Source organism: Stenomitos frigidus ULC18 (assembly GCF_003003795.1).
Lineage (GTDB): Bacteria > Cyanobacteriota > Cyanobacteriia > Leptolyngbyales > Leptolyngbyaceae > Stenomitos > Stenomitos frigidus_A.
Genome location: NZ_PVWK01000149.1, coordinates 24,489 through 37,395, shown reverse-complemented (window position 1 = coordinate 37,395; position 12,907 = coordinate 24,489). Strand labels below are relative to the sequence as shown.

Below are 12,907 nucleotides of genomic sequence, written 5' to 3'. Positions count from 1 at the left end.
ACAGCCACTCAGAGGGGAGTAACTGCGCGATCGGTTGCATGGCTTGGACTCAACATTTTCACACTCGCGAATAAATAGACAGGACACCAATGGACACTTCCACTCGTAGACAAGGCAACAAACGCAAATTCCTCTGGAGCAAGCCAGCGGCTTACTTGTTACTGCCGCTATTAGGAGCAGGGACTGCACTGCTGGGTGATCACTGGATGTCGTCTAGCGAGGCTTCAGCGCAGACGGCGATCGCGCAAACAGCTACTCCTGCGGCTCAAACCCAAGTCGTCGCCCAAACACCAAACCGCAGTAGCGCCATTCTTTCCTCCAGCGATCCCAACTTTATTGTCAATGCGGTCGATCGCGTTGGCCCTGCTGTTGTGAGAATCAATTCCTCTCGCACAGTCAGGAGTCGCCGACCCGAAATTTTCAATGATCCGTTCTTCCGACAATTTTTTGGTGATGTACCCACTGGCCCTTCAACGCGGGTGGAACGCGGCACCGGATCTGGCTTCATTATCAAAGCCGATGGACTGATTTTGACAAATGCTCACGTAGTGGATGGTGCCGATACGGTGACGGTGACGCTGAAAGATCAGCGTGAGTTTAAGGGCAAGGTACTGGGTGCCGATCCCTTAACCGATGTGGCAGTGATCAAAGTAGAAGCAACGGGTTTGCCCACTGTGAATTTGGGCAATTCTGAGCAGCTGCGACCGGGTGAATGGGCGATCGCGATCGGCAACCCACTGGGGCTTGACAACACGGTTACTGTTGGCATCATTAGCGCAACAGGCCGCTCCAGTTCGCAAATTCAAGCGCCCGATAAGCGCGTTAGTTTCATTCAAACCGATGCGGCCATCAATCCTGGTAACTCTGGTGGGCCGTTGCTCAACCAGCGTGGCGAAGTGATCGGCATGAACACGGCAATTATTGGTGGTGCACAGGGTTTGGGGTTTGCGATTCCCATCAACACTGCACAGCAAATATCAAGCCAGTTGATTGCCACTGGTAAGGCGAGTCATCCCTACCTGGGCATCCGCATGACAACCCTCACGCCTGAACTAAAGAAGCAAATTAACAGCGACCCAGAAGCCAACGTCAACGTAAAGGAAGACAGTGGTGTGTTGGTGTATCGCGTGATGCGGGGTTCTCCTGCTGCTCAAGCAGGACTCAAACCCGGTGATGTCATTCAAAAAATCAACGGGCAGCCCGTCAAAACAGCAGACGGTGTGCAGCAAGCGGTTGAGAAAAGCGCTGTTGGCGGCAGTCTCCAGGTAGAGTTCAAGCGCAATGGGCAGTCGATGACGCTGGCAGTCCGTCCTGGTGCATTCCCAACGCAAACAGCGCAGAATGAGTGACATTCGGTGTAGGGACGTTACATGTAACGTCCCTACACCCTTTCTCAAAAAGACGATCGCTTTAGACTGTAACTGTCCACGTATTGCCACACGTTCCTATGCCTGAACTGCTTGAAGTGATTGAGTTAGGAAATCCCCTTTTGCGTCAGCAGGCGCAGTGGGTGGAGGCTGTGCCGTCGGAACGCATCCAGACGCTGGTCGAAAATCTGTTGGTAACGGTCAAAGAGGCGAACGGGGTTGGCATTGCCGCGCCGCAAGTCGCACAGTCCGATCGCCTTTTTATCGTGGCCTCGCGTCCCAATTTGCGTTATCCCAATGCGCCGACAATGGAACCGACCGCAATGATTAATCCCAGCCTTCTCGCTCACTCTGACGAAACAGTAAACGGGTGGGAAGGCTGCCTCAGTATTCCAGGCATTCGGGGACAAGTGCTTCGCTATCAGGCGATCGAGGTTGAATACACCGGACGCGACGGCAAACTGCACAAGCAGGAATTAACCGATTTTGTCGCCCGTATCTTCCAGCACGAACTCGATCACCTGGATGGCATTGTGTTCATCGATCGCGTTGAAAGTACGCAAGATCTCATCACCGAGCGCGAATACCAGCGTCTTTTCCCAGGCTAATCAGCGTTCTAGCGAAAAAATAGGTAGCGAGCGCCAATAACAAACAGAAAGATGCCGTAGAGCTTTTTCATCAGACTGCTGCTGATAAAGGGTTGGTTGGCAAACAGTGCGCCAAAGAGAAAGCCTACAAACAGCCCTGCGGCGATAAAAAGGGCATCACGAATGTTGAGATTGCCTTCTCTGTAATAAACGGCTGCGCCAAGAAGACCGATCGGCAAAATTTGAGCAGCGATCGAGGTTCCAGTCGCTAACTTTTGATCCATCCCTAGCAGAATCACCATTGCAGGCACCATAATCGCGCCACCACCGATCCCAAACATGCCACCGGCAATGCCAGCAGCCAAACCAATGAGCAACAGTTGAACCATCAAGGTAGACATAGGGCTTAAGTCCGATCGCGCTGTTAAGTACACAATGAGATTACTTATAGCAGCACTTGGTTGTGAGATTAGTCTACGGCTGCACGAAGTTGGGAAACCTCTTGGGGTTGAGGTTCTGTAGAAACGTTCTGTAGGGACTTTACAGGTAGACGGTCTCTTTCAGTCAAGGTATTGCAAGCATGCAGGCGGCACTAAGCGCAGTTCACCAGAATGAAAGCGATCGCGCTCAATCCAGTACGCCATATAAGTTTGATCGCTATCAGAGAACGGGATTTGCTCTCGCTGGTAAAAGGTTTTGTCTGCAAAGTCACAGCGGTAAAGCTGCACCAACTCATGCCCTGGTTTGCCGTCATAGGTAAACAGGTTTTCCAGACAGCCAAGGTAGCGAATGTTCGTCAGTTCTGCCTGAAGCTCCTCCTGAAATTCCCGCTTCAGCGCGTCTAGGCTCGTTTCGCCAAACTCAATGCCACCGCCCAGCGCACGATAGAAGGTGTCTTCCTTGACGGGATCGAATCCTTCCGAAACAAATAGACGTGAACCATGCTGAATTAAGCCCAACGCGATCGCCCGAATCCCTTGAATCCTTCCAACGATATCGCCGCCTGCTTCGGTGGAGCCAATCCCGCTCACTCCTGACTCCTGACCACCAACCACTGGCTCCTCCACTCAATTACGCTGATTGTCTAAAAATGTTTCTGTGCCATAGCGACTCTCCCCAGTCGGCCAATCATCGTTTTCGCCCCCGATAATCAGGCTGTCCAGCACCACATAATCCTTGCTGAACTGGCGCAGTGCCATGATGAGCACATCGATGGCGATCGCATCGCTGGTGCCGAGGTCAAACCAGCAGCGCCCCCAGTTGGCTTCATACTCCACTTCGCCCATGTTGTGCATGAGTGCAACCAGGCTGTCGTCAGCCGCATCGTCGTTGTACTCCATGTAGCTAATGTCGAGCCCAACATCCTGCACCTGAAGATTTTCAGCGTTAAAGCCACCGAGCTTACCTAAAAAGAACCAGGAATTGAAGACTTCCTCAACGTACTGCTTTTCAATCTCGGACGGAACCGTGTTGAACTCGACCCAGATCCAGACGTTAAAGGGATCAAATTCCCGAAATTGCACGTCCATAGTGATACTCCTACGTTCCCGAGAAAATAAAAGGCAACCTTGAAAATGGCAAAGGCAAGTGATAGCCACTTTTAATTTTCAAGTCGTTCCTTGTCCTTAGCCATCATGACACGGCACAAACAGCTAATAAACTCGCCCTTTCCAGGCTCCACCCTGCCCGCGCCAATGCCGAAAAGCCGAGTCGAGTGTCATCAACGTGTAGAGAAAGGCGATCGCAGGCAACCCAAACGCCAACAGCGGTGGGCATTGATAGAGCAGTAGCGTGGGCAAATATGCCACAGCGATCAGTAGCCAGGTAACGAGTCCAACAAGGGCGATCGTCCAATTTCCGGTAAGCAACCCCGCGATCGTGCTAACCAGTGGCACCACGTAAATAATCGTCATGCCAACCAACGTTCCCACAAGCATCAAAAGCGAATAGTTGAGTTGGGTAAACGCGGTACGAGCCACCATATCCCAAATCGTTTTGAGCGACGGGTAGGGACGCAGGCTGTGGGTTTGGCGAGTGAGGCCGAGCCAGATTTTGCCAGTGGGTTGCAGGGTATAGGGTGTGGGGTGTGGGGTGTGGGGGTGGAGAGTTTTGAGTTCTAAGTCTTGAGTTTTGAGTTCGGAAGTCTGCTCCCTAGCTTCCGCTGCTCCCCCTGCCTTTCTGCTCCCCAACCCCTTCACGGCTTGAGCGAGCGAACAATCATCAATCAACGCTTGCCGGAGAATTTGCAACCCACCAATCTCTGTCAGGGCTTCACGACGAATCAGGATGCAACCGCCAGCAGCAGCGGCAAGTTTACGACTAGGATCGTTTGCCCAGCGGAACGGGTAGAGCTTTTGGAAGAAGAAGACAAAAGCTGGAATGAGCAGTTTTTCCCAGGTACTTTTGCAGCGTAGCAATACCATCAGTGACACCATATCCAGGTTGTCCGCCTGAGCCTTAGCAACCAGTTGATGCAGCTTTTCGGGATGATGCTCAATATCCGCATCGGTCAGCAAAAAGTAATCAGGCTGCGGTGACAGAGTTTGCGCGTAGCGAATGCCTTGTTCCATCGCCCATAGCTTACCCGTCCAGCCAGCCGGAAGTGGTTCAGCCGCAATGACGGTTAGCGTGGAGGCTCGATCGCACGTTTGAGCCGTCTGCCGTGCTACATCAGCCGTACCATCGGTGCTATGGTCATCCACCAGCACAATCTGGAGGTTGGGATAGGTTTGGGTGAGGAGCGATCGCAGCGTTACAGGCAGCAAATCGGCTTCGTTGCGAGCGGGGATGATGGCACAAATGAACGGATAAGGGCTAAAGGCTGAAGGATAAGTTGGATCGCTTTTATCCTTTTGCCTTTTGCCTTCGTCCATTAAGGATTCATCCTTTAGAAACTGATCCGATCGCCAAAACTGTCCGCGCCCAAAGATTAGTACGAGCCAGATGACGAGCGACAGTAGCGTGATTCCCAAGCCAATTTCAGCCATTACCAATTGCCAAGACTCTTACTAAGAGGCAAAATACAACATCTGCCAATTGTAACGACAGGTGTATCGGTACGATTGGCAGATATGTGTTTCAAGTGTGTGTGTTGAGAGTGAATGACAGTATGCAGACGCAAGAACAGGGTGCAGTCAAGAGCACGAAGGGTACGCCAGCAGCATTAGAGGACGCGATCGCTCGCAGTCAGCATTACCTTCTCTCGCTGCAAGATCCAGATGGCTACTGGTGGGCAGAACTGGAATCGAACGTGACGATCACGGCAGAAGTGGTGCTGCTGCATAAGCTTTGGGGTACGGATAAGACGCGTCCGTTGCACAAGATCGAGGCGTACTTGCGATCGCAGCAACGCGAGCAGGGTGGCTGGGAACTGTTCTACGGCGATGGTGGTGAACTGAGCACCTCCGTTGAGGCGTACATGGCGCTACGGTTGCTAGGCGTATCGGCGACCGATCCAGCTTTACAAAAGGCGCGATCGTTCATTTTGAAACGGGGCGGCATCAGCAAGACGCGCATTTTCACCAAGTTTCACCTGGGGCTGATTGGTTGCTACGACTGGCGTGGCTTGCCCTCCATTCCCTCCTGGGTGATGCTGCTGCCAGATGCGTTTCCCGTCAACATTTACGAACTGTCGAGCTGGGCACGAGGCAGTACGGTGCCGCTGCTGATTGTGTTCGATCGCAAGCCCGTTTATGTCACCGAGCCAGCCATCAACCTGGACGAACTGTATGTGGAAGGACGCAGCAACGTCCGCTTTGAGTTACCGCGACAGGGCGATTGGACAGATCTATTTGTGTATCTGGACAGTGCGTTTAAGCTGGCAGAAAATCTGAATCTCGTACCCTTCCGGCAAGAAGGCATTGATGCTGCCGAAAAATGGGTGCTGGAACGGCAGGAAGTCACTGGCGACTGGGGTGGCATCATTCCTGCGATGCTCAATTCCTTACTGGCTCTCCGAGCGCTCGATTATAACCTTTCAGACCCGATCATCGAACGGGGTCTGAAAGCCGTCGATAACTTTGCGCTCGAAACCGACGACCACTACTGGATTCAGCCCTGCATTTCGCCCGTGTGGGATACGGCACTGGTGATGCGATCGCTCGTTGATTCGGGTCTGGCTCCCGATCATCCGGCTCTGGTGCGCGGCGGCGAGTGGCTTCTGGAAAAGCAAATCCTTGACTACGGCGATTGGGCAGTGAAGAACCGCAAAGGCAAACCCGGAGCCTGGGCGTTTGAGTTCGACAATCGCTTTTATCCCGATGTGGATGATTCTGCTGTCGTCGTCATGGCGCTTTGTGCCGTCCAGTTGCCCAATGAACCCTTGAAGCAAGCTGCGATCGCCCGTGCCGTTGACTGGATCGCCACCATGCAATGCACCCCCGGCGGTTGGGCAGCGTTTGACCTCAACAACGATCAAGACTGGCTCAACGCTATCCCTTACGGCGATCTCAAAGCCATGATTGACCCCAATACGGCAGATGTGACGGCGAGAGTATTGGAGATGGTTGGGAAGCTGGAAAGGATAAAGGATAAAGGCTTAAGGCTAAATGGAGAAGCAGATCCTTCATCCTTTATCCTTCATCCTTCATCCTTACACCGCGCCCTCGCCTACCTTCGCGCTGAGCAAGAACCCGAAGGCTGTTGGTTTGGTCGGTGGGGTGTGAACTACATTTACGGGACAAGTGGGGTACTGGCAGCACTGTCTCTGGTGGCACCGAAGACGCATCAGCGGGAAATTGAGCGGGGTGCAAGTTGGTTAGCTGGGTGCCAAAATGCTGATGGTGGTTGGGGTGAAACCTGCTTTAGCTACAACGATCCGTCGCTGAAAGGGCAGGGAGACAGTACCGCGTCGCAAACGGCCTGGGCGCTCATTGGGCTGATGGCAGCAGGTGATGCCAGTGGGACGTATGCGATAGAAGCGCTCGATCGCGGTATCCATTACCTCCTGCAAACCCAACGTCCTGATGGCACCTGGGATGAAGACTATTTCACAGGTACCGGCTTTCCCTGTCACTTTTACCTGAAGTATCACCTGTATCAACAGCACTTTCCACTGACGGCGATCGGTCGCTACCGACTCATCAAGTAGCGTTTAGTAGTGTTCTGCACTCGGTGCGGCTCTAATTACTCACCAGGGGAATTCTCACTCAGCGTCCGACGCAGTCTTGTAGCTGAATGGCATTCACTTTACTGTCAAAGCCCTGGAAGCGCCCCACTAAGGTCGCACGTTGATTGGTCTGCAAGGCTGCTACTGCGGCATCTTGATTTTTAGCCATCGTACACAGAACGGTCACCCGATTCGTCTTGTCTGTCGAGGTGTTACCCGAGGCAGGCTGGCCGCTGTCAAACGACACCATATAGGAACCAGCATTTTCCGCGATGCTGAGCACTTTCCCATTCACCCGAAACGTTTTGCCAGTAAAATTCACTTTCAGACGGGCTGGATTGTCCGCCGACTCCTTAACCTGTTTGGCTAGAGTCGCTGCATCGACCTCAATCGTGGTGGCATCATCTTTTACTGGAACAACTGCCGTCTCTTTAGGAAGCAATTGATTGAGAGCACTACACAGGTGCTCCCTGACGGTTTCCCTGCGAGCACCCACGCCACTCGGAAGAGTGAAAACCATCTCGACATTTAACAGCGTGCCATCCACGGTTGCATAGACATCGATCGGCAAGGCACGCTGCAATAAGGTGGCAGGATTTTCGGCTTTCAGCACTCCCGTGCTGACATCAGTGCTGAGCGTCTTGATGCCATCGCGAGCCAAAATGGGGCGCAACTGGGAAAACACTTTCTCTACGGTGCCGCCCTCAACCTGCACCCGAGCGGCAAAGGCACTTCCGTTGAAGAAGTCACCTTTTTTCTGAAAGCTTTCTTCGCAAGTAGTGGCCAAAGCGGGGCTGGCTAAACCCACAAAAGCTAGAGTCAAGACAATCGATCGCATATTTGCTGCGCTAGGAGAATGAAAGGGTGATCTAGCAGCATAGGAAACCCAGGAGGATGGCTTAAACGAGCCATTGAAGAAGAGTGGAGACCTAACGATAGTTATGCTCAGAAAGTAGATTTGAAGATGTTCAACGAGTGGTTTTCTTGGGCAAATGGCGAAGGCATTGCGATGGCAAGCACACAAGATGATGGTCAGATTCTTGTTTTAACAGTAAACGAAGAATGGGTATCGTTCGAAGAAATGCTGAAACGACACCCATTAAGTGCGCCAAAATAAAACGTCTGTACTAAGCAGACTTAATCCGTGTAGCGCCTTTAGCTGCCACAACCACTCTTTCAGCAGCTTTGGAACACGCATCACGGCAGGCGATGTTCCCGTGGAGAGATCGTGCTGCAATATCATCGTCAGCCATCGCTTCAGCAAAGCTAAGAGCGGTTAGCTGCAATCGACTCAAGCTATCTCTCAATCGGGCTGACTTTTTGGTAAGCCCTAAGACAACTTTTGCTTTTTTAGAGCGAAACCCTAAAACATTCTCGTTAATTGCATCTGCGCAGGAAGCAAAGCCATTGGTTTTCCCCGCTTTAACCCCATGAGCATGGAGTACGGATGTGTGCTGCTTATAGTTCTCGATCCCATTCACTCGGTCTTGAATCCAGTCATCAGACCTTCCTTGTCGTTTCCAGCCTTTAACAGCCCGTTCACGACCACGATTGTACGCAAGTTCAGGATTAGATTCTTCTTCGATTCGCTCTACAAGAGCGTTCAAAGCCCATTCGTGAAAATCGACGGATAGAACTTGAGCGTAATCAGTTGCTAGCTGAGGGGTCGCATAAGTGCCACCATATCTCCCAGGCTTTCTTTCTAAGACGCATGGAATGCCGACAATCAATCCGTCTACATCTAAAAGTGGTGTGGCACCACTTTTAGAAATATAGTTTTTAAGGAGATCTTGGGTCGCGCCCAAGCGAAGCCAGTCAATCGTCCGCTTGGTGGCGGGACTACCCTCTGCCTTCCACATGTCAGTCAGTCAGACCAGCCCATTTTTAGCGTTGCGGTGAATCATCGAGCCTTCGTAAACCAAAGCAGTGCCTTTTGGAGAATTAGACATTATTGTGTCCTCTAACGGTATGTACGCAAGTGTTTTGCGGTAGAGGACTGCAAGCCGCAACAGAATGCAACATGCTTGACAAGCGGGATCTTGGGTGACACTATATGTAGCAGTCTGTCGAAAGATGCCATCATATAATCTAATCCCAACGTATTCGACTTGCAATCTTTATTAGCTTGTAGTCCTCACCTGGGTAGATGAGAGTCCTAGGAAAACTCTTGTCTTTAGGGCATAAGCGTGACCTCCAAAGCTGCGTCTATGTTCTGTTGTCGATCGTGGGTTTTGTGGGACTTGCACCCACAAAACCCTGCCAGGTTGCCGGATTAGGAGTCCGGTGCGTCTGCTGATTCCGCCACACCCCCAAACTTTTCGGCAAAGGCAAGCACTGATCTACAATCAGTGCTTGCCTTTGCTTTTTGGCTTAACTATCACGAAGAGTCAAGCGAAACCATGCTCACATCCTCCATTAAACACATTGTTTACAATAGCGACAGACTTATAATTGCGTGTCTACAAAGAACAGAAACCCCCTGGTTTAGTACCTTGTTTACATTGTTGTTGTTCTTTTAGTTACCCCTAACTTGGACAGGCATGACGAGGTACGTCATTTTGATGCTGCCGAGGGGGGTGACGATCGCGGGACTTGTTGCTGTGTTGAGCTGGATTTGGATCTCGGTGGTGGCGATCGCCTTCAAGCCATCCATCAGATACTTCACGTTAAACGCTACATCGAGGTCATCGCCCGTAATCTGGGCTGGAATCGTTTCTTTGCCGCTGCCAACGTCCTGCGCGTCCACCGAGAGCGTCAATAGCTGGCTGGTACTATCAAGGGTCAGTTTGACAATATTGTTTTTCTGGTCTGCCAGCACCGCAATGCGCTCCAAAGCGCTCAGCAAAAGCCGTCGTTCCGCCGTAATCTGGCGAGAGAATTGACGGGGTACCAGTTGGCGATAGTTGGGGTACTGCCCTTCTAGCAGACGACTGGTAAGCCGTTGATCCGTCCATTCAAACACCACCTGGCTGTGGTCAAAGTGAACGGCAACATTACTAACGGTTTGTCGCTCCAGCATTTTTGCCAACTCTTGCAACGCCTTGGCAGGAATCGTGACATCCAGTGCTTTTTCGGGGTCAAGGGGCTTGGCTCCACCCTCAATAGCGTCCGCGTTCACCGTTTGCACAACGGTCAAGCGGTGCCCATCAGTGGCAGCAAACTCCAACCCATCGGCTTGCATCGTCAGGTGAACACCCGTTAAGACTTGCTTAGTTTCGTCGCTGCTGGCAGAAAACAAGGAACTCCGCAGCCCTTCGATCAAGCTCTCCACGGAAAGATGCGCCACTTCGCCCTCTTCAACCACTGGCAGTTCAGGAAACTCCTCGGCTGACATACCACGCACCTGATAGCGTCCCGAAGCGCACGTCAGAGTGGTTAAGAAGTTAGTGTCCGCGGCATTGGTGGCTTCATCGTTGCCATCCTCAAGGGTGATGTCGCCTTCTGGCAAACGTGAGACGATATCGGTCAATAATTTGGCTGGCAGGGTCAGTTTTCCACCTGTAACCACATCGGCTGGAAAGCTCGTTTGAATGCCAAGACTGAGGTCAAAGGCGCTGAGCTTGACTTGCTGCAGCGCTTCATCCGCAATCAGGAGAATATTTGCTAGCACCGGATGGCTCGGACGCGATGAGACGGCACGACTGACCAGCGAAAGATTGGCACTGAGACTACTTTGAGAGCAAACCAGTTTCATGGGAGTTCGACCTTTGCGTTGAGAGAGTGGGGCGTTGGGATGGAATTGGGGCAGACTGAGCGAGTGGATTGGGGTTTGTATGGCTGGATTGGAAGAGCTAAACGCTATCTGTAGCGGGTGAAGGCGTTGTCTGCGTATGTTAGCACCCTTGTTTTGAACAATCCAGCCTGTCCTTTTTGGCGTTTTGATCGCTTCTTTCTCTACTCCGGACTTAAGTAATTCTTATTTAAACAGTAGTAGTAGAGGCTGTGGAAAATGTGGAGAACTGTATGAAGTACGACTGGTCAATTCTTTGAGATGGCTCTAGACCTGTGGAAAACTTGTGGAAAACAGGGTGAACTTTTCATAGAGTATTTATACTCATTCAGCTTATCCACGATCGTGGCGGGTTTTGTACAGGTTTTCCACATACTTTTCCACAGAAAAACTTAAGGTTTTCCACACGACCACGATCGCTTTACCATTCGCAATGAAAATTCTTAACAAAAATTTAAAAGCGATCAAAAAATAGTCAAACTTCTCCACACCCTCTGAGCCAATGACTCATAAGAGGGGCTGATCGATGAGCGCGATCGTTAACCAGTAGCTAGCACAAGAATGGAAGCAAAGAGCCTGAATTGCTTATCTCCATTCGCTGATTTACTGTCTTCTAAATATGTCTTCTAAATGTTCGATTGTTCTTCTCAAAGCAACCTGCAAGAGACCTGTTTATTGGCTTAATGGGGCAATGATTTTGGGTGCAACGTAGTTTGGCCTTCAATTGCCCAGTCCCACTAGCCAGTCCTCACTAGAATGAGGGTTACTGGTTAAGCACAGGCAAATTTCGAACGATCGCCGTCTTGCAATTAATGAAGGAAAGCACGTTCTAAAGACGCTCTTTGACAGGTGCTTGCTCGTTTGTTGCAGGTTCACCATGAGGTGTATTGAGAGGCTCAATCGCTTCTGTCTCTTGGCTGAGTGCAACCTCTCTGTGAGTCACAAGATTGCTAGCTGAGTGCGATCGTGCCCCACCTGTTCCTCTAGAAGACCGCACAGCCACGAGAATGTTTTTGACGACCACAGCGGTTGGCACTGCGACAATGACGCCCAGAAGTCCGCCGACACGAGCCCCTGTCAAAATCGAAACAAAGATCCAGACTGGATTTAGACCTGTGACGCTCCCTAAGACACGCGGTGCGACCAGATTCTCCAGAATTTGCTGCACAATCAACGATGCTGCCAGCACCTTGACGCCTAAGCCAATATCGCGCAAGGCAACCAGCAGGGTGACTAAGGCAATACCTACCGAGCCACCAAAGGGCACAAGCGCCATAGCGCCGATCGTCAAGCCAAACAGCAACCCAAAGGGCACTGCCAACCACAAGAAGATGAGGGTCAAAATTGACCCCATGCAGGTTGAAAGAATAATCTGGCTCAGGAAGTAGTTTTGGAAACTCAGCCGCAGTGTCTCCGAAAAAGGCTTTTGCACTTTGTCAGGCAACCACCCGACCAGGCTTTCCCAAAGCTGATCGCCATTTTGTAGCAAGTAAAATGTCAACACCAGCGTCAACAGCACGTCCAGAAGGCTAGTGACAGTGAACACTGCGACACTTAAGACCTGAGCGGCAATGAGCTGCAGTTGGCTTTTGAGGCGATCGTTCACCTGCTCTGCCAGAAGACTCAAATCTAGCGGTAGATTGGTGCCTTCCAACTGCTGATTCAAAATAATGAGCTGGCGTTGACCCGAATCAAACCACTCTGGCAACCGTGCCACAAGCTGACGGGCTTGATCCAACGCGCTTGGTACGAGCGTGATGCCGCCGGCCAGCAGCACTGACAGCGCCAACAAAAAGACGATGATCGCTGCTCGTCCGCGCGGCACGCCCTGCCGCTGCATGATGCTAACGGGATAGTTGAGGAGGAAGGCGATGAGCGAAGCCCCAACCAAAATGACGATGAGAGAATGGAAGTAGTCAGCGATCGCGAAGATTGCCCAACCGTTCAACACTAACAATGGTGCTGCCAGCATAATCAGTAGCGCTTTTGCTACAGGAGACAGGGTTTCCCACCAAAGCCGCAAGCGTCCTTTATGCACATCGTGAGTGCCAATGTGAGCTTCAGTCTGGTGATCTGGCATGGGTACCCGCCATCGCGTTCTGTTTAACTTCTACCC

At 51.5% G+C, this 12,907-nt stretch carries 12 protein-coding genes and 1 tRNA gene; 4 read left to right on the top strand and 9 right to left on the bottom strand.

The features are described 5' to 3' along the window. The first annotated feature begins 89 nt into the window (after positions 1-89). Both C7B82_RS27790 and def read left to right on the top strand, forming a co-directional pair. A complete protein-coding gene (locus tag C7B82_RS27790) occupies positions 90-1,349 on the top strand; it encodes an HhoA/HhoB/HtrA family serine endopeptidase (protein WP_106260199.1) in 1,260 nt (419 codons plus the stop codon). 98 nt (positions 1,350-1,447) lie between these two features. Then, positions 1,448-1,975 carry a peptide deformylase gene (gene def / locus C7B82_RS27785; RefSeq protein ID WP_106260197.1) on the top strand — a complete coding sequence of 176 codons (528 nt, stop codon included), beginning with the start codon at positions 1,448-1,450 and terminating at the stop codon, positions 1,973-1,975. An 8-nt stretch (positions 1,976-1,983) separates the two neighbouring features. On the opposite strand, the gene C7B82_RS27780 is transcribed toward def, so the two are convergent. From C7B82_RS27780 to C7B82_RS27765, 4 genes are all read right to left on the bottom strand, one after another. Continuing rightward, positions 1,984-2,355, bottom strand: coding sequence for a TSUP family transporter (locus C7B82_RS27780; RefSeq protein ID WP_106260195.1), 372 nt, complete (start codon positions 2,353-2,355; stop codon positions 1,984-1,986). 159 nt (positions 2,356-2,514) lie between these two features. Beyond that, entirely contained in the window at positions 2,515-3,009 is a 495-nt protein-coding gene (locus C7B82_RS27775) for an NUDIX hydrolase (protein WP_245940128.1), read from the bottom strand. Between the two features lie 12 nt (positions 3,010-3,021). After that, complete coding sequence (locus tag C7B82_RS27770) at positions 3,022-3,483, bottom strand: DUF3531 family protein (protein ID WP_106260193.1); 462 nt, start codon at positions 3,481-3,483, stop codon at positions 3,022-3,024. Positions 3,484-3,606: 123 nt separating this feature from the next. Next, on the bottom strand, positions 3,607-4,941 hold the full coding sequence (locus C7B82_RS27765) for a glycosyltransferase (protein ID WP_106260191.1): 1,335 nt from the start codon (positions 4,939-4,941) through the stop codon (positions 3,607-3,609). 122 nt (positions 4,942-5,063) lie between these two features. Between C7B82_RS27765 and shc the strand changes: the two genes are divergently transcribed. Continuing rightward, entirely contained in the window at positions 5,064-7,043 is a 1,980-nt protein-coding gene (shc, locus tag C7B82_RS27760) for a squalene--hopene cyclase (protein ID WP_106260189.1), read from the top strand. A gap of 58 nt (positions 7,044-7,101) precedes the next feature. Here the strand turns inward: shc and C7B82_RS27755 are convergent, their stop codons facing one another. After that, entirely contained in the window at positions 7,102-7,899 is a 798-nt protein-coding gene (locus tag C7B82_RS27755) for an OB-fold protein (protein WP_106260187.1), read from the bottom strand. Positions 7,900-8,025: 126 nt separating this feature from the next. On the opposite strand from C7B82_RS27755, the gene C7B82_RS32770 reads away from it, so the two are divergent. After that, on the top strand, positions 8,026-8,178 hold the full coding sequence (locus tag C7B82_RS32770; protein ID WP_181357730.1) for a hypothetical protein: 153 nt from the start codon (positions 8,026-8,028) through the stop codon (positions 8,176-8,178). 10 nt (positions 8,179-8,188) lie between these two features. On the opposite strand, the gene C7B82_RS27750 is transcribed toward C7B82_RS32770, so the two are convergent. The 4 genes from C7B82_RS27750 to C7B82_RS27735 all read right to left on the bottom strand — a co-directional run bounded on the left by C7B82_RS27750 (position 8,189) and on the right by C7B82_RS27735 (position 12,871). Beyond that, positions 8,189-8,920 (bottom strand): KilA-N domain-containing protein, encoded by a 732-nt coding sequence (locus tag C7B82_RS27750; protein WP_106260185.1) that lies wholly within the window; start codon positions 8,918-8,920, stop codon positions 8,189-8,191. A 366-nt stretch (positions 8,921-9,286) separates the two neighbouring features. After that, positions 9,287-9,370 (bottom strand) — tRNA-Arg (locus C7B82_RS27745). A 206-nt stretch (positions 9,371-9,576) separates the two neighbouring features. After that, a complete protein-coding gene (dnaN, locus tag C7B82_RS27740; RefSeq protein WP_106260183.1) occupies positions 9,577-10,755 on the bottom strand; it encodes a DNA polymerase III subunit beta in 1,179 nt (392 codons plus the stop codon). Between the two features lie 865 nt (positions 10,756-11,620). Further along, positions 11,621-12,871, bottom strand: coding sequence for an AI-2E family transporter (locus C7B82_RS27735; protein ID WP_219904732.1), 1,251 nt, complete (start codon positions 12,869-12,871; stop codon positions 11,621-11,623). Positions 12,872-12,907 lie beyond the last annotated feature (36 nt).

Excerpts from the sequence above, each read along its gene's own strand:
- C7B82_RS27790 (WP_106260199.1), top strand. The coding sequence starts at position 90 with ATGGACACTTCCACTCGTAGACAAGGCAACAAACGCAAATTCCTCTGG.
- def (WP_106260197.1), top strand. The coding sequence starts at position 1,448 with ATGCCTGAACTGCTTGAAGTGATTGAGTTAGGAAATCCCCTTTTGCGT.
- C7B82_RS27780 (WP_106260195.1), bottom strand. The coding sequence starts at position 2,355 with ATGTCTACCTTGATGGTTCAACTGTTGCTCATTGGTTTGGCTGCTGGC.
- C7B82_RS27770 (WP_106260193.1), bottom strand. The coding sequence starts at position 3,483 with ATGGACGTGCAATTTCGGGAATTTGATCCCTTTAACGTCTGGATCTGG.
- C7B82_RS27765 (WP_106260191.1), bottom strand. The coding sequence starts at position 4,941 with ATGGCTGAAATTGGCTTGGGAATCACGCTACTGTCGCTCGTCATCTGG.
- shc (WP_106260189.1), top strand. The coding sequence starts at position 5,064 with ATGCAGACGCAAGAACAGGGTGCAGTCAAGAGCACGAAGGGTACGCCA.
- C7B82_RS27755 (WP_106260187.1), bottom strand. The coding sequence starts at position 7,899 with ATGCGATCGATTGTCTTGACTCTAGCTTTTGTGGGTTTAGCCAGCCCC.
- C7B82_RS32770 (WP_181357730.1), top strand. The coding sequence starts at position 8,026 with ATGTTCAACGAGTGGTTTTCTTGGGCAAATGGCGAAGGCATTGCGATG.
- C7B82_RS27750 (WP_106260185.1), bottom strand. The coding sequence starts at position 8,920 with ATGTGGAAGGCAGAGGGTAGTCCCGCCACCAAGCGGACGATTGACTGG.
- dnaN (WP_106260183.1), bottom strand. The coding sequence starts at position 10,755 with ATGAAACTGGTTTGCTCTCAAAGTAGTCTCAGTGCCAATCTTTCGCTG.
- C7B82_RS27735 (WP_219904732.1), bottom strand. The coding sequence starts at position 12,871 with ATGCCAGATCACCAGACTGAAGCTCACATTGGCACTCACGATGTGCAT.